Origin of the sequence: Methylobacterium sp. J-092, from assembly GCF_022829325.1 — a bacterium.
In the GTDB taxonomy this organism is placed as follows: Bacteria; Pseudomonadota; Alphaproteobacteria; order Rhizobiales; family Beijerinckiaceae; genus Methylobacterium.
In genome coordinates this window covers 1-20,967 of sequence record NZ_JAKSXU010000124.1, presented here as the reverse complement: position 1 = coordinate 20,967, position 20,967 = coordinate 1, and the positions used below count along the sequence as shown (strand labels likewise).

The 20,967-nt window shown below is 67.9% G+C and carries 20 protein-coding genes and 2 pseudogenes; 13 read left to right on the top strand and 9 right to left on the bottom strand.

Annotation, left to right across the window (positions count from 1 at the left end):
• The first annotated feature begins 56 nt into the window (after positions 1 to 56).
• Positions 57 to 545, top strand: a complete 489-nt coding sequence (locus MKK60_RS14580; RefSeq protein ID WP_243986768.1) for a DUF1003 domain-containing protein — start codon at positions 57 to 59, stop codon at positions 543 to 545.
• Between the two features lie 58 nt (positions 546 to 603).
• Here the strand turns inward: MKK60_RS14580 and MKK60_RS14575 are convergent, their stop codons facing one another.
• Both MKK60_RS14575 and MKK60_RS14570 read right to left on the bottom strand, forming a co-directional pair.
• Entirely contained in the window at positions 604 to 927 is a 324-nt protein-coding gene (locus MKK60_RS14575) for a c-type cytochrome (protein ID WP_187274699.1), read from the bottom strand.
• A 140-nt stretch (positions 928 to 1,067) separates the two neighbouring features.
• Positions 1,068 to 1,412: a hypothetical protein gene (locus MKK60_RS14570; RefSeq protein ID WP_243986766.1), complete on the bottom strand. Its 345-nt coding sequence runs from the start codon at positions 1,410 to 1,412 to the stop codon at positions 1,068 to 1,070.
• A gap of 140 nt (positions 1,413 to 1,552) precedes the next feature.
• On the opposite strand from MKK60_RS14570, the gene MKK60_RS14565 reads away from it, so the two are divergent.
• The 4 genes and pseudogenes from MKK60_RS14565 to MKK60_RS14550 form a co-directional block, all read left to right on the top strand.
• Positions 1,553 to 2,203 (top strand): BON domain-containing protein, encoded by a 651-nt coding sequence (locus MKK60_RS14565; RefSeq protein ID WP_147724787.1) that lies wholly within the window; start codon positions 1,553 to 1,555, stop codon positions 2,201 to 2,203.
• A 70-nt stretch (positions 2,204 to 2,273) separates the two neighbouring features.
• On the top strand, positions 2,274 to 2,645 hold the full coding sequence (locus MKK60_RS14560; protein WP_243986765.1) for a hypothetical protein: 372 nt from the start codon (positions 2,274 to 2,276) through the stop codon (positions 2,643 to 2,645).
• 14 nt (positions 2,646 to 2,659) lie between these two features.
• On the top strand, positions 2,660 to 2,899 hold the full coding sequence (locus MKK60_RS14555; protein WP_243931968.1) for a DUF2934 domain-containing protein: 240 nt from the start codon (positions 2,660 to 2,662) through the stop codon (positions 2,897 to 2,899).
• A 59-nt stretch (positions 2,900 to 2,958) separates the two neighbouring features.
• Positions 2,959 to 3,096: pseudogene (locus MKK60_RS14550) on the top strand (VIT family protein); the annotation flags it as partial.
• Positions 3,097 to 3,276: 180 nt separating this feature from the next.
• Here the strand turns inward: MKK60_RS14550 and MKK60_RS14545 are convergent.
• A complete protein-coding gene (locus MKK60_RS14545) occupies positions 3,277 to 3,609 on the bottom strand; it encodes a flagellin (RefSeq protein WP_243947172.1) in 333 nt (110 codons plus the stop codon).
• A 127-nt stretch (positions 3,610 to 3,736) separates the two neighbouring features.
• Between MKK60_RS14545 and MKK60_RS14540 the strand changes: the two genes are divergently transcribed.
• The 6 genes from MKK60_RS14540 (at position 3,737) to MKK60_RS14515 (ending at position 12,251) form a co-directional block, all read left to right on the top strand.
• Entirely contained in the window at positions 3,737 to 4,021 is a 285-nt protein-coding gene (locus MKK60_RS14540; protein ID WP_243986763.1) for a hypothetical protein, read from the top strand.
• A 725-nt stretch (positions 4,022 to 4,746) separates the two neighbouring features.
• Positions 4,747 to 5,187, top strand: coding sequence for a hypothetical protein (locus MKK60_RS14535; RefSeq protein WP_243932579.1), 441 nt, complete (start codon positions 4,747 to 4,749; stop codon positions 5,185 to 5,187).
• Between the two features lie 182 nt (positions 5,188 to 5,369).
• Positions 5,370 to 5,891 (top strand): hypothetical protein, encoded by a 522-nt coding sequence (locus MKK60_RS14530; protein ID WP_147724781.1) that lies wholly within the window; start codon positions 5,370 to 5,372, stop codon positions 5,889 to 5,891.
• 2 nt (positions 5,892 to 5,893) lie between these two features.
• Entirely contained in the window at positions 5,894 to 6,334 is a 441-nt protein-coding gene (locus MKK60_RS14525) for a DUF421 domain-containing protein (protein WP_147724779.1), read from the top strand.
• A gap of 194 nt (positions 6,335 to 6,528) precedes the next feature.
• The gene (locus MKK60_RS14520; RefSeq protein WP_243986761.1) at positions 6,529 to 9,501 is read left to right on the top strand and encodes a response regulator; all 2,973 of its coding nucleotides are present in this window, start codon (positions 6,529 to 6,531) and stop codon (positions 9,499 to 9,501) included.
• Positions 9,502 to 9,617: 116 nt separating this feature from the next.
• Complete coding sequence (locus MKK60_RS14515; RefSeq protein ID WP_243986757.1) at positions 9,618 to 12,251, top strand: MHYT domain-containing protein; 2,634 nt, start codon at positions 9,618 to 9,620, stop codon at positions 12,249 to 12,251.
• 664 nt (positions 12,252 to 12,915) lie between these two features.
• On the opposite strand, the gene MKK60_RS14510 is transcribed toward MKK60_RS14515, so the two are convergent.
• Both MKK60_RS14510 and MKK60_RS14505 read right to left on the bottom strand, forming a co-directional pair.
• Complete coding sequence (locus tag MKK60_RS14510) at positions 12,916 to 15,138, bottom strand: xanthine dehydrogenase family protein molybdopterin-binding subunit (RefSeq protein WP_243986751.1); 2,223 nt, start codon at positions 15,136 to 15,138, stop codon at positions 12,916 to 12,918.
• Between the two features lie 14 nt (positions 15,139 to 15,152).
• Positions 15,153 to 15,623 carry a (2Fe-2S)-binding protein gene (locus tag MKK60_RS14505; protein ID WP_243986741.1) on the bottom strand — a complete coding sequence of 157 codons (471 nt, stop codon included), beginning with the start codon at positions 15,621 to 15,623 and terminating at the stop codon, positions 15,153 to 15,155.
• A 133-nt stretch (positions 15,624 to 15,756) separates the two neighbouring features.
• On the opposite strand from MKK60_RS14505, the gene MKK60_RS14500 reads away from it, so the two are divergent.
• Positions 15,757 to 16,353 carry a hypothetical protein gene (locus tag MKK60_RS14500; protein ID WP_243986739.1) on the top strand — a complete coding sequence of 199 codons (597 nt, stop codon included), beginning with the start codon at positions 15,757 to 15,759 and terminating at the stop codon, positions 16,351 to 16,353.
• A 720-nt stretch (positions 16,354 to 17,073) separates the two neighbouring features.
• Here MKK60_RS14500 and MKK60_RS14495 read toward each other — a convergent pair.
• From MKK60_RS14495 to MKK60_RS14485, 3 genes are all read right to left on the bottom strand, one after another.
• Complete coding sequence (locus tag MKK60_RS14495) at positions 17,074 to 17,772, bottom strand: HAD family hydrolase (protein ID WP_243986737.1); 699 nt, start codon at positions 17,770 to 17,772, stop codon at positions 17,074 to 17,076.
• Positions 17,773 to 17,946: 174 nt separating this feature from the next.
• The gene (locus MKK60_RS14490) at positions 17,947 to 18,852 is read right to left on the bottom strand and encodes an SDR family oxidoreductase (RefSeq protein ID WP_243986735.1); all 906 of its coding nucleotides are present in this window, start codon (positions 18,850 to 18,852) and stop codon (positions 17,947 to 17,949) included.
• Between the two features lie 143 nt (positions 18,853 to 18,995).
• Complete coding sequence (locus tag MKK60_RS14485) at positions 18,996 to 20,249, bottom strand: flavin monoamine oxidase family protein (protein ID WP_243986733.1); 1,254 nt, start codon at positions 20,247 to 20,249, stop codon at positions 18,996 to 18,998.
• Positions 20,250 to 20,443: 194 nt separating this feature from the next.
• Between MKK60_RS14485 and MKK60_RS14480 the strand changes: the two are divergent.
• Positions 20,444 to 20,599, top strand: a pseudogene (locus MKK60_RS14480) (helix-turn-helix domain-containing protein); the annotation flags it as partial.
• 76 nt (positions 20,600 to 20,675) lie between these two features.
• On the opposite strand, the gene MKK60_RS14475 reads toward MKK60_RS14480, so the two are convergent.
• Positions 20,676 to 20,967, bottom strand: a 292-nt coding sequence (locus MKK60_RS14475) for a hypothetical protein (RefSeq protein WP_243986793.1), incomplete at its 5' end; no start/stop codon positions are given.

Here is a 20,967-nt window from a genome sequence, read left to right as displayed (position 1 = left end):
GGCCCGGCAGTTGGATGGAAGACGGATTGGAAGGGCTTTCCGAACGCGAGCGGCGGGTGATCCTTCATGTCGCCAAGCGGCGGTACGTGTCCCGGGACGTGAACCGCGTCCTCGTCGAGCACCAGACCTTCGGCGAGCGCCTCGCGGACCGCGTCGCCCAGTTGGGTGGCTCGTGGGGCTTCATCCTGGTCTTCACGGGAATGCTCGTCGCGTGGGTCGTCGTGAACACCGTCGTCCTGGCCCGCGCCGGCGCCTTCGACCCCTACCCCTACATCTTCCTGAACCTGATCCTGTCGATGGTCGCCGCTCTTCAGGCGCCGGTGATCCTCATGTCGCAGAACCGCCAGGCGGCGCGGGATCGCATGTCGGCCGGTCTCGACTACGAGATCAACCTGAAGGCCGAGGTCGAGATCATGGCCTCGCACGACAAGCTCGATCGCATCCGGATGGCGCGTCTCGAGGGCATGCTGGCCGACCAGTCGACCCGGATCGAGGCCTTCGCCAAGGCGGTCGGTGCCGGCGCCGAGAAGGCGACGCGTCCCTGACGGGTTTTCGATGTCCGCTTCCTAGGGATGCAGGTTGTTAGCCTCCATGGCAGGACGGTCATTGCTCCAGGGACTTCAGGTAGGCCAACACGTCCGTGATCTGATCGGGCTCGAGCTCGAACTGGGGCATGGTCGGATGCCCCGTGGTGATGCCCTCCGCCAGGGCCTCGCCGAGGTCCTCGACCGGATACTTCGTATGGAGTTCCCGGAATGCGGGTGCGACGGCCAGGGGGCTTTCCCCGATCCGGCCGACGGCATGGCAGGTGGCGCAGTTCGCACCGACGAAGGTCTTGCCACGTTGGACCTGTCCATCCGTGGCCGCCGCCGCGACCTGTAGGAGGCCGGTCATGAGCAGCGCGGATACGGGAAGGCGAATGGACATGGGATGGCTCCGGGTTCGGCTGATGCCATGACGCGCCTCGCGCCGGACGCATCCGAGAAGCGAGGCCGGCAGGCCCCCATCGACGCGGAAGGTCCAGGCGGCGGGTCGGCTCGACGGTAGGGCGGCGACCGGGACGTCGCTCAGGATACGAGCCACATCAGGCAGACGGCGGTTGCCGATCCGCGGACGGCGACCCCCAGCATCCGCAGGCTCTCCGTCAATGGATCGAGCGATGCCGCAGTCGGCGTCGCTCGCGTGACGGCGACATTGGTCAACGATGCGACGTACGTGCTCATGACCGATGGACCCCTGATTTCCGGTCGCGCCTTATTACGGCCGACCACGACCCAGGGATGGCCGCGTTGTCGGGCCCGGTCTTTGATCGAGATCAACCCCGGTGTTCCCGGTGGACCCGTGCTCGCCGCCCGAGCCGCTCGTTCGGTCATGAACAATTCCGGTGACGCCTGATCCTTGCGCTGGATCAAGGACTGCTCCGGTCCCGCCACCTAGTGTTCACCGGATGCCGGGACGCGTTTCGACGACGTCGCCGGACCGCCTCGCATGGGTCGGGGTCGCCGAGCCCTTCCGCGCATCGGCGATCCCGGCAGCCCCCAAGGAGACCGTCATGTCCCACGACACCAGCCTGCAACACCGCGTCACGGCCGAACTCATCTGGGATCCCGCGGTGACCTCCTCGGAGATCGGCGTCACGGCCAGGGACGGCGTGGTCGCCCTGTCCGGTCAGGTGGGGACCTACGACGAGAAGATCGCCGCCGAGGCCGCCGCATGCCGCGTCAGGGGCGTCAGGGCCCTCGTGCAGGAGATCGAGGTCGTGGTGCCCTACGCCCGCAAGCGGTCCGACGAGGACATCGCCGCGACCGCCATCGCCCGTCTCGCCTGGAACGTCGCCGTCCCTCCGGATCGCGTCATGGTGAAGGTCTCGAAGGGGACCGTCATCCTGACCGGCGACGTCGACCATCGCTTCCAGTCCGAGGTCGCCGAGCGCGAGCTTCGGCAGTTGTCCGGTGTCGTCGCCGTGAACAACCGGATCGTGGTCAAGCCCCAGGTCGACGTCGAGGCCGTCAGCGACAGCATCAGCGAGGCGCTGGACCGCTCTTGGCTGTTCGACCCGAAGACCGTGACCGTCAAGGCGGATGGCGGGACCGTCTACCTCGGCGGGACCGTGCGCACCATGCAGGAGCGCCGGGAGGCGATGGGGGCCGCGTGGGCCTCCCCTGGCACCACCGCGGTCGAGAACCGCATCAGCGTCGTCTGAGCGACGCGAAGCCCCTGCCGGTCCTCGTGGGCCCGGCAGGGATTCCGACCTCCGAAACAGGAAATCGACCATGACGAAGCCCCACAATGAGCATCGCCAGTCCACGGACGACGAGGATACCGGCACCGATGGAGGCCGCCGCATCGAGGGTGCCGCCGACGAGATCTTCTGGCGCGCGAGCGACGCCGTTGAAGACGTCGCCAAGCGGGCGACCCATCTGGCACAGGATACCCTCGACCGCGGACGGGCTGGCATCCGCAGGGCCGAACGGTCGAGCCGCGGCGGACATCCGGGACGGGGGGAGCGCGGCCTGACATCGCCCTTGGCAACCGCTCTGGCCGTCGGCGCCATGGGCTACGCCATCGCGACCCTGATCCAGGGAGCGATGAGTAAGCGTCATGCCGCCTTGCACAGGGCATCGCCGGAGACGCCTCCGGCATAGGCGTGGCGGTGCCCATGACCATCGATCCCGACCATCGCGAGGACCAGAGCATGCCCACCGATACGACGCAGACCGAAGGCGACATCCGTCTCAGAGCCTTTGAGCTCTGGAACATGCGTGGCCGCCCTCATGGCTACGAGGTCGAGTTCTGGCTCCAGGCCGAACGCGAGCTTGAGGGCGAGAAGACCGGTAAGCCGGTGCTCCCCGACGGGGACTTCGTGAAGAGTGGATCGGGGTCCGATTGCTGTTGCTGACCCCCGACCCTCGAACTCCCGCACAAAGGCGAGCGTCCCCTCGAGAGACCCTGAAGCCGATGCGCGCAATCCATATGGAAAAGCATCTCGTCAACCGCATCGGCTGGCTGCGTGCCGCCGTGCTCGGTGCCGATGTCGGGCTCGTCTCCACGGCGGGCCTTATTGTCGGCGTGGCCGCTTCCTCAGCTGCCTCGGGCGTGCGAGCACACGGTCGGGCCTCCGGACGTCGCGTGGAGTCCTAAGACGGTGATGGCGACGTCATAACCCACGAGATCGCCGGTATCGGCGCACCGTCGTATGTTGCGCCCCCCGACCGCCTGGGCGCCCTCTCACGTGGCAGCCGGCGCGACGGCACGGCCGCGCCGGCCAGTCCCGCCTCAGCGCAGGAGCTGGAGGATGCCCTGGTTGGCGGCGTTGGCCAGCGACAGCGCCGAGATCGCCAGGGACTGGCGCGTCGACAGCGCCTGCGAGCGCGCGGCCTCCTCGTTCATGTCCGCATCCGTGAGGTTTGCAGCACCTGTGTCGAGCACCTCGACCATCTGCTTGGTGAAGTCCTGCCGCGTCTGAACCACCGAGAGGTTCGAGCCGAGCGTCGAGCTCAGCGACTTCAGGCTGGTCAGCGCGTTGGTCAGCGCGTCCGACGCCTTGGCGAGGTCGGCGTTGTTCTGCACGCCGAAGTTCGCCCCGCCCTGGGCGGCGGCCGAATCCACGAAGCTGCCGAGCCCGAGGCCGGCCGCCGACAGGGCGGTGCCCTGGACGCTGAGCTTGGACCGAGCCGAACCAGTCTTCTCGTTGAAGGCGATGGTCAGGTTGTCGCCGGCCAGCAGGTTGGTGCCGTTGAAGCCGGCATCCTTGGCCGCCTGGTCGACCTGCGTGCCGAGGTTGTTGAACTGGTCGATCAGGGCCGAGCGCTGGGCCGAGGTGCCGCCGGACGTGGTGAACGCCGCCCCCCCCGTGAGCTTCCCGGTCTCCGTCGCGTCGGCGGTGAACTTACCGGCCGTGGTCAGGCCGGCGGCCAGGGTGATCGCGTCCGAGCCGGTGCCGACGACGTCGAGCTGGCCGCTGCCGTCGACGGAGGCGGTGGCTCGGCTTCACTGCTGCTGCTCCACCGATCAATCCTGACGCGAACTCTTGACCCTTTGGCGACCTTCGGAAGGTCCGCTTCCAGGCTGTTGAGGTAGAGGCCAACGTCCGGGGTGGGTGGTTTTCAGCCAGTCTGCTTTCAAGCGTCAAACTCCAAAGGCGGACGTTCGACATTTGGCAGGTTTTGGCCGTAAGACGCTGGTCCGTTTCAGACAGAGTCCGCCGGAAAAGCTGACGGTGGTGTAGCCGACAGATCTATTTCACCGACCGCGGCGTAGTCGTCGAGCACGGCCCGTTGGCAACATTTGTTGCCTCCGCTCAGGACGAGCGAACGCGATGGTCCTTCTCGCAAGCCCTCTGACTGACTTTTGCGGGGCATATCAAAATCAAGACCCGGTTCCGCCCGCCGATTAGGTCGCCAGCAAGTTCTCATCGGCGATCGGCACACAGGGGCGGGCACTGTTCGCGCAAGGCAAATCATCGAGCTGAGCCTGCAGGGGTGCTTCCGCCGGACCATCGACGCCAGCGGACTCCGTTTCGAGATGACAATCCCGATCCGATGAGCGGTCGGGCCGGGTCGCCGGCGCTTAACGGAGGCTGAACGGCGCGGTTCAGGATGAGTTCGAACCCTGGCCCTAGAGAGCCGTCAGCCCCGACAGGGGCCGATGCCAGTCTCCACCGGCATCGCCAGGAACTGGCCCCGCCCAGGTACGCCGGGCATCCCGTGGCCCAGGCCGGCACACGACACCCGAGGAAGACCCGACATGAACGACATGCAGACCATCACCGGCACCGTCTGGGCCGTCTTCGGCCACCGCTTCGCCATCGATGGCAAGGAAGGACGCATCCTCGCCGACCTTGGGCCGAAGGGCGCCGAGGTCATCGCAATCGCCCATGGCGACACAGTTACGATCACGGGCGAGCCCAAGCCCTCGGAAATCAAAGTGACGCTCATCACCCTCAAGGACGGCACCGTCTGCGAGATCGCGTGGCCGCCGAAGCTTCACACGGAAAAGGCGAACCAGACCCCGGCCGATCCGGCGGCGGTCCTCGCGGCGGTCAAGGCCGAGGGCTACGCCGTCGAGGGAGAGCCTCAACGCAAGCCGAAGCACTTCGAGATCGTAGGCGCCAAGGACGGCATTCGCCACGAGATCCACGTCGAGCTCTATGGGAAGATTCGGACGGCCAAACCGCTCGCCGCCTGAGAGACCGAGCCGGATCGCAGCCGCATTCGGGCGGGCGTGATCCGGTTTGCCGACTCGAAGGAGCGATCACGTTCCCGCGTCATCCCAAATAACGCCGCACCTGCAGGGAGCCAACGGCAGGTCCGACGACTTGGCTCCCGTCCCGGGCGGTTCCGCCCAGATCCGTGCCCAAGGAAAATATCTTGGACGTCATCCATCCCGACCCGCCGATGCGCGAGGAGATCGCGCGCGGCTTCTACCCGGCGTTCGAGGGACGTTGGCGGCGTGCCGAGATCATCGGCCGTTGGGCCATGGTCGCATTCGTGGGCGCCTCCGTCCTCGGAGCGTTCGGGCAGGGTCTGTTCAGCGAGCGCGAGGCTGCCAACGCCGATGCCTCGATCAAGCTCCGCTACGAGCCGGTGGTCCGCTTCGGCGCCCCGACCAAGGTCCAGTTCGACACCCGCGTCCCGCCCGGCGGCGATAAGGTCGCCGTGACCATGGCAAAGGGGCTGGCCGACCATTTTGGGTTGGAGAGCATCATCCCGCGTCCTTCTGTCTGGGAAGCCGGCGCCGACAGCATCCGCATGGAGTTCCCCGTCGTGAAGGGTCAGGAACGCGTCACCATCCTGTTCGCGGGCTCGCCCGGCTTCCGCGGCAGCATCCATCTCTGGGCACGGCTGGATGCAGGCGAGACCCTGCCCTGGTCGCAGTATTCGGTGCCGTAGGCATGAGCACCGTCTTCAAGGCCGCGGCCGCCTACCTCGTCGTTCTCTTCGTCATCCGCCTCATCGGACGCCGGACCGCGAGCCAGCAGGCCCCCATCGACATGGTGGTGCTGTTCCTGTTCGGCGGTATGAGCGTCAGCGCGGTGCTCGGCGACGACAAGTCGTTCGTCGGCGCGATGAGCGCGATCTTCACCGTCGGCCTCATGCACGTGGCCGTCTCGTGGCTGAAGCTGCGCTACGTCTGGTTCGAGCGTATCTGCGACGGCACGCCCATCGTCGTCTACCGAGACGGCGACTGGGACGAGACCCAGATGCGGCGCCTGCGGATGCAGCAGGCCGACGTGCGCACCGCCGCCCGCCAACAGGGCCTCGATGACATGGATCAGGTCGCCGTTGCCATCGTCGAGCGGGATGGGAAGGTCTCGGTCATCGAGAAGGACTGATCCCCGGCGGCTGCCCCAGGGCGTGACCCGTCGCTCCGGAACAGACGCCAATCAGGGACCACTCGAAGACGTGACCGGGACGGGCGGGCAACCACCGCACGGTCACCGTGTTGTCGAGGGCACCCGAACACCGCATCGCGTCATCCCACGGCCTTGCGTCGGCGAGCCCATCCGTTCCCATGAGCGAGCCGCACATGACCGACGATACGCTCCCACCCGAAGTCGGCGATGCCCGTCGCCTGGACGCACTCCGAGGGTACGGCATCCTCGATACGCCCCCCGAGAAAGGGTTCGACGCCATCGTCGAGCTGGCCCGAATGACCTGCTCTGTCCCGGTCGCCCTGGTCAGCCTGGTCGCCGGCGACCGCCAATGGTTCAAGGCGCGGTCGGGCTTCGCGCCTTGCGAGACCTCCCTGGACAAGTCGGTCTGCGCGCATGTCCTCGGCTCCCCGGACCTGCTCGTAATCGCCGACCTGTCGCTGGACTCCCGTACCAGGGACAATCCTCTCGTCACGGGCGAACCGTACCTGCGCTTCTACGCCGGGGCGCCGCTGGAGGCGGCCGACGGCGAGCGTCTCGGCAGCCTGTGCGTGATCGACCTCGCGCCCCGCCCGGAGGGCCTCACGGATCGGCAGGCGGTAGCCCTACGCGCGCTGGCGGGGCAAGTCATGTCCCAGATGGAACTGCGCCGCTCGGTCGCCGAGCGCGAGGGACTTCTTTCCGGCCAGGCCGCGCTGATCGCGCAGCAGAATGCCCTGATCGCCGCCCAGGCCAGCGTGACTCGGGCGGCAGGGGACCGTGGCGTGATCCTCGATACCCTCGTCGGCGGTGTCATGGCGGCGGTCTGCCAAGCCGAGGGCGCAGTGATCGAGCTCCGTGAGGGCGACGACCTCGTCTATCGCTCGGCACGCGGTGCGCTCGAACCCCATGTCGGGCTGCGCATCCCCATCGACGGCAGCCTCTCGGGCCATTGCTTGGCGACCGCCAAGCCGGTGCTGTGTCCGGACCTCCTCGTTGACCCTCGCGTCCGTCGCGACCTCGTCGGCCCGCTCAACGCACGCTCGGCAGTCTGTGTCCCGATCCTCCGTGGGGACGCCGCCGTCGGTGTCCTGAAGCTACAGTCCAGTCGTCCCGATGCCTTCACCGGCCTCGACCTCCACGTCGCCACCCTGTTCGCCGGCACCATTCCGGCCGGGTTGGCGGAAGCGGGCGAGGCGGAGGCGCGCCGTGGGATGCGGGCCGGCGAGGCCACCCTCCGCACGGTGATGGAGACGCTGCCCGTCGGTGTCCTGATCGCCGAGGCTCCGACAGGCCGCATCGTCGGGCACAACGCCCAGGCCACCGTGATCCTCGGGCATGATGTGGTCTCAGATACGTCCGCCGACCGGAAGGACCGCTGGGTCGGGTTCCATTCTGACGGATGCCAGGTCGAGCCCGGGGATTGGCCCCTCGACCGCGTGGTGCATGCCGGCGAGTCGCGCGCGGATCCTGAGGTCGACTACCGCCGCGGCGACGGCAGCCGTGCCTGGATCGGGTTCTCGGCGGCGCAGATGCTCGACGTTGATGGTCACCGCGTCGGTGCCGTCGTCGTCGTCACTGATATCGACGGGCGCAAGCGGAGCGAGCTCCAGTTGGCCGCCGCCAAGGAGGCTGCCGAGGAGGCAAACCGGGCCAAAAGCGAGTTCCTCGCCAACATGAGCCATGAGCTGCGCACCCCGCTCTCGGCGGTGATCGGCTACTCGGAGATGCTGCAGGAGGAGATGGAGGACGGCGGCCACGACGACCTGCTTCCCGACATGCGCAAGATCGAGGCGAACGCGCTCCACCTCCTCGGTCTCATCAATGACGTGCTCGACCTGTCGAAGATCGAGGCGGAGCGGATGGAGACCTACGTCGAGGACTTCGCCATCGACGCGATCGTCCGCGACGTCGCCTCGACGGTCGAATCCCTCGTCGCCGCAAAAGAGAACGTCCTCACGCTGGACCTTGCCGATGACCTCGGCGAAGCGCGTTCCGACGTGACCAAACTGCGCCAGTGCCTGATCAACCTCTTGAGCAACGCCGCCAAGTTCACGGAAGGTGGCCGGATCACCCTGAAGGCCGAACGGGGCGAACGCGACGGCGAGAGTTGGCTGACCTTCCAGGTGAGCGACACCGGGATCGGCATGAGCCCGGACCAGCAGGCGCGCCTGTTCGAGCGCTTCACCCAAGCGGATGCCTCGACGACGCGGAAGTTTGGCGGCACCGGCCTCGGGCTGTCCATCACCCAGGCGTTCGCATCCATGCTGGGCGGCGATATCAAGGTGGCGAGCGAGGAGGGTCGAGGAACCACCTTCACCATCTCGGTCCCGGCCCGCATCGCCGGCACCAACGACCAGCCGGCAATGGAAGCGGATGTCGAAATGCCTCTATCCGACGATGTGTGCGGCAAGGACGTCGTCCTCGTCGTCGATGATGATCCGGCGACGCGTGATCTCCTCACCCGCTTCCTCGAACGCGACGGGTTCGAGGCCGTCGCCGCCGTCGACGGGCGGGAGGGCCTGGAGATCGCGCGGACCCTGAGGCCCCGGGTTATCCTGCTCGACGTGACCATGCCGCAGCTGGACGGCTGGTCGGTATTACGAGAACTTAGGGGAGATCCAGAACTCGGCAACACGCCCGTAGTCATGGTCACAGTGCTGGACGAGCAGAACCTAGCCTTCTCCCTCGGAGCCACCGACTACCTGCAGAAGCCGGTGGACTGGGACGAGCTTCAGGGGGTGATGGACCGCTTCCGACCCCGGGACCACGAAGGCCCGCTACTCGTCATCGATGACGATGCCGACACACGGGATCGTATGTCGACCCACCTCACCCGGGAAGGCTGGCGGGTCGTCACGGCCGAGAACGGCAAGGTCGGGCTCGGGGTCGTCGCGACAGTGCAACCCTGCCTCATCCTTCTCGATTTGATGATGCCGGAGATGGATGGCTTCGCGTTCCTCGCCACCCTGCGGGCCAAGCCGGAATGGGGTTCGATCCCGGTCGTCGTGCTGACGGCCAAGGACGTCGACGTGAACGACCGGCGGCGTCTGGCCGGACGGGCCGACAAGGTCCTCAGAAAGGGCCAGGTCGGTCTCGACGACCTCACTAGGCTGCTGCGTTCGGTGGTTTCGCCAAGCCCGGCCTGATCCTTCGAGAGCCATCGCGCTGACGGCTCGCAAGGTCTTGCGCTTCCGGGCCGAAAGATTGTCCCAGGAACGCTGCCTTTCGGTGCTACGGACCCCGTGCCCCCACCGGACATCCTATGGCCCATACCGGATACAACCCGCTACTCGTCACGCTGTCCATCGTCATCGCGGTGTTCGCGTCCTATGCGGCGCTGGACCTCGGTGCCCGCGTCCGGCGTCCGGACGCCGGTGCGCGCTGGGCCTGGGGCGCTGGCGCGGCGGTGGCGATGGGCGGTGGCATCTGGTCGATGCACTTCGTCGGCATGCTCGCCTTCGAGATGGGAATGGCGGCGGCCTACGATCTCGGACTGACGGTCCTGTCACTGCTGATCGCGGTGGGTGTCACGGCCGGCGCCTTTGCCTGGGTTGCACGCCGGGGAACGGGTGCGGGCTCGTTGCTGGTCGCGGGCCCGCTTATGGGCCTTGGCGTGGCGGCGATGCACTACACCGGCATGGCGGCGATGCGCGTGCCGGGCAACCTTGCCTACAACCCGGCTGTGGTGGCGGTCTCGGTCGCCATCGCGGTCACGGCTGCGACCGCAGCCCTGTGGCTTACCTTCCGCCGCAATCGGCCCTGGCAGAAACTCGCCGCCGCCTGCGTGATGGGGCTTGCGGTCGCTGGGATGCACTACACCGGGATGGCCGCGGCGACCTTCACCGCGCAGGAGAGCGGCGCCCATGCGGCCCACGTAGCCACCCTGGCGGCGGGCCAACGCGACCTCGCCCTGGCGGTCGCCGGCGTTACCTTCCTCATCCTGTTCCTGGCGATGATCGCTTCCTCGCTCGACCAGCGTCGGGTGCAGCGACGCCTGCACGTCAGCGAGGCGCGCTTCCGATCCGCCGTCAGGGCCGTCAACGGCGTGATGTGGACGACCGACGCCGCCGGGCATTTCGTCGAGGAGCAAGCAGGGTGGGCGGAGATCACCGGGCACACCCCAGAGCAGTACATGGGCGCGGGCTGGGCGAAGGCGATCCATCCCGAGGATCTCCCGGCGACGATCGCGACCTGGACCGACGCATTGCGAGCCGAGTCCCCCTACACGGTCGAGCATCGCGTGCGCACCGCCCAGGCGGGCTGGCGCCGCTACGTGGCAAGGGCAGTGCCGGTGCGCGATGCCGACGGCGCGATCCGGGAGTGGGTGGGCGTCCATGAGGACATCACCGAGCGGCACGCGTTCGAGGTGGCGCTCAAGGAGGCGCGGGACGCGGCCGAGGAGCACAGCCGGGCGAAGAGCCGGTTCCTGGCCAACATGAGCCATGAGCTGCGCACGCCGCTTTCGGCCGTAATCGGCTATTCCGAGATGCTCGAGGAGGAGGCGGAGGAGCTCGGTCAGGAGAGCCTCCTCAAGGATCTCGGAAAAATCAAATCGAACGCCCAGCACCTCCTCGGCCTGATCAACGACGTGCTCGACCTGTCGAAGGTCGAGGCGGAGAAGATGGAGCTCTACCCCGAGGACATCGACGTCGCCGCCTTCGTCATGGACGCGGCCGCCACCGTCGAGGCGCTCGTCGGGAAGAAGGGAAACGTCCTCGTGCTCGACGTGGCCGATGGCGTCGGCCGAGCCCGAACGGACGCGGTGAAGCTGCGCCAGTGCCTGTTCAACCTGCTCTCGAACGCCGCCAAGTTCACCGAGGGCGGCACCATCACGCTGGAAGCCGGGCGCGAGGCGGGTATCCGCGGCGGCTGGCTCCAGTTCACGGTGCGGGATACGGGCATCGGCATGAACCCGGAGCAGGTCGGGCGCCTGTTCGAGCGCTTCACGCAGGCCGACGAGAGCACCACACGCAACTATGGCGGCACCGGTCTTGGATTGGCTTTAAGCCGCGCCTTCGCCCAGTTGCTCGGCGGCGACATCTCCGTGACGAGCGTCGAGGGCGAGGGAACGAGCTTCACCCTGCGCGTGCCGGCGGTGGCACCGGACCGGACGGTCGATGTCGCGCCGGATGCCGTACCGGAGAACGGCGAACGCATGGATGACTTGGTGCTGGTGATCGACGACGAGGCATCCCAGCGCGAGCTCATGACCCGGTTCCTCGAACGCCAGCGCTTTTCCGTGCGCACGGCGGCGGACGGGCGCACCGGCCTCAACCTCGCCCAGTCGCTCAAGCCCCGCGCCATCCTCCTCGACGTCATGATGCCCGAGATGGACGGCTGGTCGGTGCTCGCCGCTCTCAAGTCGGATCCTGAGACTGCCGGCATCCCGGTGGTGATGGTGAGCTTCGTTGCCGACGCGACGCTCAGCGCCTCGCTCGGTGCCATCGAGGCGGTGCCGAAGCCGGTGGACTGGGCGCGCCTCCGGACGATCCTGGATCAGTTCCGGGCAGCGGACGGCGACGTCCTCGTGGTCGATGACGACGCGGACATGCGGCACCGCCTACGGACGGCCCTTGAACGCAACGGCTGGAGCGTCCGCGAGGCCGGCGACGGCCGCGAGGCGCTCGAGCAGGTCGGGCTTGGCGTGCCGCGCCTCGTCCTTCTCGATCTCACCATGCCGGTGATGGACGGGTTCTCGTTCCTTGACCGCTTGCGAAGATTGCCGGGTTGCGCCGATGTGCCGGTAGTGGTCCTCAGCGCCCGGGACGTCACGGCCGAGGAGCGGGACCGGTTATCAGAAGCCGATCGCGTTTTGCGCAAGGGTGACTCCAGTCTCCAGGACATCGCCACCGAATTGCGCAAGCTCGACAACCGTCAGACCAGCAAGTCGGCCTAGGATATCCGATCGATCTGCCGTCCCTAGAGTTTTTCAGTTAAACCATGAGGTCATGGATCGCCGCAACAATCCTGCATCGTACGAACCGCCTGCCAGTGAGCAAGATTAACTGACCCAGATCACTGAAATGGCGCAGAGAATATCCACTGTCGGGCGCCTCCTAGATCCCTTGTTTCATCCGTGTGGAGTTGGATACGGAACGTCCGCTTCCGGGTAAACCTGCAACGAGCGCCTGTGGGGCTTTGCGGATCCGATACCACGTCTCACAGCCTAGCAATATCTAAGCACTTTAATGTCGGAGGGCAGCGTGAAGCGCCTTCGGCAGGGTCGGCGGGAGTGTCTTCTCGCCTCGTCGGCATAGGCAGGCGGTCCGCTCGCGATGTTAGGGTAGGCCCCCAACAGCTCCATCCTTGTCCGGCCGCCGTCGAGGAGCCGGCGTACGGGACGAACATAAAGCAGCAGATGTTCGAGCGCCGCCACGGTGCGGTCAAAGGGTGTCGGACCGGACCCCGGCACGGGCCGGCCCATGCCAGCCGCCACGATCAAGCTGCGTCGATCCCGGCGGCCGACGCCCCCCGGCGTCCGCGGCGCGGCCGGCGGACCGCGATCCGGGCCCGCGCCGCGGGACCGGCGCCGCGCCCCGACGATCCTGCCTGCTCGCGTTTCAGGCCCCCTGCAGAGCCGCCTTCACCTTGGCCGGGGTGAACGGCACGGACCGCACGCGTACGCCGGTCGCGTCGAAGACTGCATTCGAGACCGCCGCCGGCACGATGGCGGCGGACGGCTCGCCGGCGCCCCACGGCTTCTCGGTTGGCCGGTCGATCAGGTCGATCACGACCTCGGGCACGTCCGGGAAGGTCAGGATCGGGTAGCTCGACCAGTCGAGGCTCGTCACGGCGCCGCGATCGAAGGTGACCTCCTCCAGCAGCACACGGCTGACGGTCTGGATGACATTGCCGTCGAGCTGGTTGCGCACGCCGTCGGGGTTGATGATCTGCCCGCAATCCTGGACCACGAAGAAGCGCGGCACGCGCACCTGCCCGGTGCTGCGATTCACTTCGACTTCGGCCACGCCCGCTACGTAGGTGCGATTGAGTTCGTACTTCACGTAGGAGATTCCGCAGCCGCGCAGCACGTCGCCCGCGGCGTCTTTCACCGGCGAGGGGCGCGCCTGCCACATGGCGAGTTCGGCAACCCGCTTCAGCACCTCAATGCCGCGCGGATCCTTCAGCGCCCGCAGGCGGTACTCCAGCGGGTCGGCGCCGGCTGCCGCCGCGCACTCGTCGAGGAAGGCCTCGTTGGCGTAGGTGTTCTGCATCCGCCCGGGGGTGCGGATCCAGGAGGGCCGGAACGGCGTCGAGGCCAGCCGGTGGCAGACCGTGCGCACGTTCGGAAAGGCGTAGGGCAGCGCCGAGTTGCCGATGATGTTGCCCGGCGCCATCGTAGTCTCGTGCGGCAGATCGGCCAGCGAGGCCGCCACCAGCGGCACGTTACCGGCCGCCCCCTCCGGGATGTGGAACTGGGAGGACCAGGCGGTGACGTTGCCCTGCGGGTCGAGCCCGGCCTTCAGGTCGATCAGGGTCGGCGGTCCTTTCGGATCCCAGCCGTGCTCGTCGGCGCGCGACCACTGGACCCTCACGGGGCGGCCGACCGCGCGGGCGAGAAGGGCGGCGTCGCCCGCCGCGTCCTCGTGGCCGTTGCGGCCGTAGCAGCCCGAGCCCTCGACGTAGATGCAGCGCACCGCCTCCGGCGCGAGGCCGGTCATCGCCGCGAGCTGCTTGCGCAGGGCGTGCGTCATCTGCGAGGCCGTCCAGCAGGTCAGGAACCCGTCCTTCAGCTCTGCGATGGCGCAGGACGGCCCGATCGAGCCGTGGGTATGGATGGCGAAATCGTACGTCGCTTCGAGCTTCCGGGCCGCCTGTCCGAGCGCCGCCTCGGCATCGCCCGTGCTGCTCGTGACGTCGTCCTTGGTGACCTTCGTGGCGCGCACGTGCTGCCAGAGCTTGCCCTGCTCGGGCAGGCCTTCCCATTCCGACCACGTCGCCCTCAGCTGCTTTGCGGCCTTCACGGCCGCCCACTCCTTCTCGGTGACGATGGCCAGGAAGTTACCCTGGCGCACGACCTTGATCAGTCCTGGGATGTCCGCGACCGAGGCCTCATCCACGCCCTGCAGATCCGCCCCGATGGTCGGGGGACGGACCACCCGCGCATGCACCATGCCGGGCACGCGATAATCCTGCATGTAGGTGAAGCGGCCGGTCATCTTCTCGGGTATGTCGACCCGCGCCACCGGCTTGCCGACGAGGGCGAACTGAGCCGGATCCTTCGTCTTGACCGCCGGATCGACCTTGAGGTCGAGGCGCCCATCCTTCACGAGATCGGCGTAGGAGAGGCCCTGGCCGCCAGCTTTCGGCCGGACGGTGCCGTTCTCGCTCACCAGCTCGTCGGCCGGTACGCCGAGGCGCTCGCTGGCCATCTGCACGAGGCGCGCGCGGGCCGTCGCCGCCGCCTGCCGGATTTCGACGCCGCCCTTCTGGATCGAGAGGCTCCCGTAGGTCGGTCCCTGATCCGGCGTCAGCGCCGTATCGCCCTGGACGACGGTCACGCGGTCGAGCGGCAGGTCGAGTTCCTCAGCCGCGATCTGCGTCAGGGCGGTCTCGACCCCGGTGCCGAGATCCACCTTGCCGGAGAAGATCGTGGCGTGACCGTCGGCGCCGAGCGCCAGGAAGCTGTCGACGCGGTCCGGGGCGACGGGCTTCGCGAAGCCGTTGGTGGCGACCGGTGCGAAGCTCTGGGCGCTGGCGCCGCGGCCGGACAGCGAGAAGCCGACCACGAGGGCGCCGCCCTGGAGGAGCAGGCTGCGGCGGGAGAGGGCGGGTGCGGTCATGACAACAACCTCTGTCAGAGTGTGCCGGCCGCGCGCTGGACGGCGCGCACGATCCGCTGATGGGTGCCGCACCGGCAGAGATTCTGGGCGAGCGCCTGCCGGATCGCGGTCTCGTTGGGCTTCGGCGTCTCGTTGAGCAGGGCAGCCGACTGCATGATCATGCCATTGATGCAGTAGCCGCATTGCGCCGCCTGCTCGGCGATGAAGGCCGCCTGCACCGGGTGCGGCTTGTCCAGGCTGCCGAGCCCTTCGAGCGTCACGATCTTGGCCCCCGCCTTTAGGCTCGAGACCGGGGTGATGCAGGAGCGCACCGCCTGCCCATCGACATGCACCGTGCAGGCGCCGCACTGGCCCAGCCCGCAGCCGAAGCGCGGCCCGTGCAGGCCGAGATCATCGCGTAGCACGTAGAGGAGCGGCGTATCGGGGTCGTCCACGCTCACGGGCGCCACGCGCCCATTCACGTCCAGCGACATCAGCTGCACCATCGGGCATCTCCCTGGAACCATTCTCGGGTGCTCGGCCTATACCCGGCGTAGACCCGGAGCAACGCGGCGGCGTGACAGCGATTCCCATTCGCTGCAGGAAGCCGTGCTGCCCCCGGCGCCGTCAGGGAAGCGCATGCCCTCGCAGAACCGCAGCCGATGCATCCTCGCTCTCGTCCTCGCGCTGTCCGCGGGCCCCGCAGGGGCCGCCGAGCGCCTCGCGCAGGATTGGCCCGAGCCGTCCCGCAAGGCCGCTGAAGCCGTTGCTGACAAGTACGGCGCACCCCAGGAGCAGACGGCGACGCTGCTGATCTGGCACCGCAACGGGCCTTGGATCCGGACGGTGGTGCACAAGATGGGAGCCGAGCACGATTTCCCGGCCAAGCACAACGACGTGCTAGAGCAGAGCTTGCCCTGCAAAGTCCCGCTCAACTTCTTCAGCGCGGTCGCGACCTTCAACGGCAGCGTCATTCCGGACCGGACGCGAGGCACGCTCACCGCCTACGGCGCTAGCGAGGCCGAGAACGTCTTGAGCCTGAACCTGGCCCGGGCGGTGGTGCGCGGCGAACTCACGGCGGAGCAGGCACGTGATAAGGAAGTCGCGGCTGCGCAGGAGTTGGCGAACGGACAGGAGCCGGACCTCGCGGCCAAGCTCTCGCTCGATCAGCAACAGGAGGGCGACGTCTCCGACCCAGACACCGCGATGATCCTACCGCCCAGCCAAAAGCCATAGTCCGGAGTACGCGGCCCGCTGTTCTGGCAACGCGTCGATCCATGGGCGCCCGCCGCCTCGATCTTAGATTCTCATGCCGCGCAGTTCTCGACACTCTACCCCATGCGTTGGATACGGTGGTGAAGGCTGGAGCGCCCTGTTCCAATCCGCGCACGGCGGCCGCCGCATCCTGCTGGCTGGGCATTGGGGCATCCGCGATCTCCCGGCGAAACGGCGCGATCCAGTCGTGAAGTGGCCGCCGCGCGCTGGACCGGCTCGTTTGAGGCCCAGGCTCGGGACTGTGCGTCAGACGCTTAGAACGATCTTTCCGAAATGCTCGTTTTTCCTCATGCGGGCGAGCATGATCGGCGCCTCGGCTAGCGCGTAGCGGCTGTTGAATGACTGATGGAAACTTCCGGCTACTATCGCCGGCCACAGGTCGGCTCGGACGCGCACGGTGCGCTTCATCAAGCCCGACGAGCAGAGGCTACTGTGGTTGGTAGCGGGGGGCGATGCAGCCTTTTCCTGCATGAGCGTTGTGGTCGAGGTTCGCTGCAGAGAACGTCGACGTTTGCGGCGAACCTACTCTGGAGCGGACCAGCGGCTTTCGGCCAGCATCGGCCGCCGCAGACCGCCTGCCTGAGCGTTTCAGACGGGTGGGATGCGGAACGTCCGCTTCGGATCGCCGTGCCGAACTGGCTGAGCATCATCTTAAGGTATCAGGTTCCTCGCGGCGTTCGCTCACTCCGGCGAGAGCAGGTCCGGCAGGCGCGAGAGATCCTTGAGCGACGCATGCGGTGGCCATGCAAGGTTCGGCGGTTCGCCCACCCGGTCGATCCACACGGAGCGGATTCCGAGCTCGTGGCAGACCTTGAGGTCGGTGAACTGCCCCATGCCGACGTGGATGGTATCCTCTTTCTGCACGCCCATGGTCTTGTAGGCGTGTAGGAAGAGCCCGTGATCGGGCTTATAGGCATGGGCCTGCTCGGCCGTGACGACGAAGTCGAGCGGCACTCCAATGGCCGCGACGGTGCCTCCGATCAGGTCGTCGTCCGTGTTGCTGATGACCGCCAGCCGGTAGCGTGCGCGGAGACGGTCGAGCGCCGCGGGAACCTCGGGGTGCGGCTCGATACGTCCCAGGACCCTCAGCAACGTGTCGCCGTCCTCGGGCTTGGCCGTATGGCCGGCATCGGCGAGGGCCTCGGCTAGGGCGGATCGCAGGACCGACTTGTAGTCGCGGAATTGCGGACGCTTCTGCCGCTCTACCGCAGCCTCTCGCAATCGATCGGCCAGGATGGCCGCTTGCTCCTGCGCATCGGCTTCCGGGAGGCGACGGGCAAGGATCGCGTGGGCCGCCGACCGGACGGCGTCATGCCACCGGACCAAGGTGCCGTAGCAATCGAAGGTGATGACCTTCGGCATCGGTTGAAGCTGCAGCATGATCGGTCCCACCGGGCGAGCCAAGTAGAGTATCCCCGCCTGCAACGCCTGGCGTCCACCCCCTCGAAGATCTGTAGCGCGCGTACGGCTCGGGCGAATGCCACGTTTGTTTCGAACAGGCAGTGCCAAGCATGACAGCCGGCGGGAAGCGGTTTTCCCGCCGGTTCGGCGAATTCACGCTGTGCCGTTGCCACCCGTCGCGCCGTAGACCTCGCCGGTGACGTAGCTCGCCTCCTGGCTGGCCAGGAAGACGTAGACCGGCGCGAGTTCCACCGGCTGGCCGGGGCGGCCGAGCGGCACCTCAGATCCGAACTTCTCGACCGCCTCCTGCGGCTGCCCGCCCGAGGGCTGCAGCGCGGTCCAGAACGGACCGGGCGCCACCGCGTTCACGCGGATGCCTTTTTCGATGGACTGCTTGGCCAGCGCCTTCGTGAACGCGATGATGCCGGCCTTGGTGGTGGCGTAGTCGACCAGGATCTTGGGTGGGTTGTAGGCCACGACCGAGGCCGTGTTGATGATCGACGCGCCGGCCGGCAACAGGGGCATCGCCGCCTTGGTGATCCAGAACATCGCGTAGAGGTTGGTCTTCAGCGTCCGGTCGAACTGCTCGTCCGTGATGTCGCCGATGTCCGTCTGGTTGGTCTGCTTGCCGGCGTTGTTGACGAGGATGTCGAGACCGCCGAGCTCGACCACGGCCTTGTGCACCAGGGTCTCGCAGAATGCCTTGTCGGTGATGTCGCCGGGCAGCAGCACCGCCTTGCGGCCCTCCGCCTCGATGAGCTTCGCCACCGCCCGGGCGTCCGGCATCTCGGCCTCGACGAAGCTGAGCGCCACGTCCGCGCCCTCGCGGGCGAAGGCGATGGCCGCCGCGCGCCCGATGCCCGAATCGGCGCCGGTCACCAGGGCCTTCCGGCCGGCGAGGCGGCCGTGGCCCCGGTAGCTGGTCTCGCCGTGGTCCGGCTTCGGGTCCATCGCGCCGGCGAGGCCCGGCGCCTCCTGCGGTTGCCGCTTGAACGGCGGCTGCGGGTATTGGGTGCGCGGGTCCTGCATCTTGAGGCGGTGGTCGGAGGCGTCGGTCATGAGGTTGTCCTGGCGCGCCGGCTTCGTACGGGACAGCCCGTGCGGCGCGCGTGTCGGGTGATGCTGTCCGGGAACTTCGGAAATCGGCCCCGCCCCCGGATGTTCCGGCCCCTGCGGCCATGCGGACGCCTCCGGGACCTCGCCTAGGCCGCTTCGCCCCGCCTGTCCCCGAGCGCCGCCAAGGCCTCGTCGGCGGCCCGTATCCCGCTGTCGTGGGCTCCGTGTGCAGTGGTGAAGTCGAAAGGATGCGTCGCCTCGCCGGCGAAGAACAGGCGGTCCTCGAATGGCCGGGCCAGCCGCGCCCGCGCATTGGATCGGCCCGGCAGGGCGCAACTATACGCCCCACCGATGGACGCCATCCGGCTCCAGGACGTCGCCGCGAGGGGGCGGATGGCCGACGCCACGTCACTGCCGAACAGGGCGGCCAGTTCGGCCGACACGTGGGCGAAGCCGGCGGCCGGGCCCCCCTCCGCCACGATACGGGCGCCGTCGCCCCCGAGGAACGCCTCGATCACCGGCCATCCGTTCGGTCGGATCGAGTAGGCAGTCGACCTTGGGTCGTGCAGGTTGCCGTAGGCATGCGAGTCCGGCTCGAACGCTGCGTTATGCCCGATCTCCAGGAAGATCTTTTCGTTGCGGCCCAGCGGCAGGGCGGCGGCCGCCTCGCGCCAGGGTTCGGTCCCGGCGGGAAGGCGGATCGCGTCGCCGGCTAGGACCGCGGTCGAGATCGTGAGGATGGCGGCCCCGGCGCGGATGGTGCCGGCGCGGGTGGTCACGGCGACACCGTCCGCCGTCAGGTCGATCCGGTCGGCGGGGGTGGCGAGCCGCAGCGTCGTCGTGGACGGCAGGCTGGCAGCGACCAACGTGCCGTAGCCGGACGGCAGGTGCCAGTTCCGGCCCGTCGAGGCATCGTCGTAGGCGAGGTAATCGGTCGCGGAGATCTGCTCGGGCGCCATGCCGCTCATGAAGCCGGCGATGGCCCGCACGTAGGCGTTCCAGGGGCCGCCCGGCTGAAGGGCGTCGCTGGCCCGGTCGCTGCCCGCCGCGACGATGCGGAGCCGATCTTCCCAGTCGCCGTACGCCCTTTGCGCCGCCTCTTGTGCGTGCTCATCGTGCTCGATGCCCGGGTGGGCCTTCGCCCATGGCGGTTCGCCTCGGTCGACCGGGAAGCCCGATGCCTCGGCGATGCCGACCCATGCATTTCGGTCGCCGGAGTGGAGCCATTCGCAACCGAGGTCGAGCGGGTACCCTCCGATGTCCTGCGTCCACGCGCGGCCTCCGAGGCGTGCAGATGCCTCAAGCAGCAAGGCCGATGAGCCTTGTGCCGCGAGCCGCCGGGCGGCACCGATGCCGGCGGCGCCTCCCCCTACGATGATGACGTCGAACGCGCTGCCCATGGGGCCAAGGTGAGGTCTGCCGTGACGACTTCCAAGATAGCTGCGCCGGTTGCACTCAACGTCGTCTGCACACCCCGCGGCTCGTTGAACTTCAGACGGCGGCCCCGCCGTCCTCCGACCTGGGCGTCCGTGGTCAGCCCCCATTGAAGTGGTCCGCCCTTTGGTATGGCTTTTGAGCCTGGAGGACGGACAAGATGGCAAAGCCCCCGAAGCCCGAGGAGATCGTCGCGAAGCTACGTCAGGCAGACGTGCTCATCTCACAGGGCCAGAGCGTGGCCGATGCAATCCGCGCGCTCGGCGTGAGCTCAGTGACATACTCCCGGTGGCGGCGTGAGTTTGGCGGCCTGAAGTTCAACGAGCCGCGGGGTGTGCAGACGTCGTTGAGTGCAACCGGCGCAGCTATCTTGGAAGTCGTCACGGCAGACCTCACCTTGGCCCCATGGGCAGCGCGTTCGACGTCATCATCGCCGTGCTCGGCTGCGCCCTGGGCGTCGCGCCTGCGCAATCCCGCATCGTGGGCATCGATATCACGACGGTCGAGCCCTTCGCCGACGGGGTCGCGTTCGGTGCGGCCGGCGCTACGAGCGCGTCATCGGCACGGCGCGCGGCGAGCTGGACCCGGCGGACCCGGCCAATGCCGGCATCGTCGACATCGCGCTCGCGCCCCGCAACGCGCGCGGCATGGTCGCGTACCAGACCGACCTGTTCATGCTGCGCC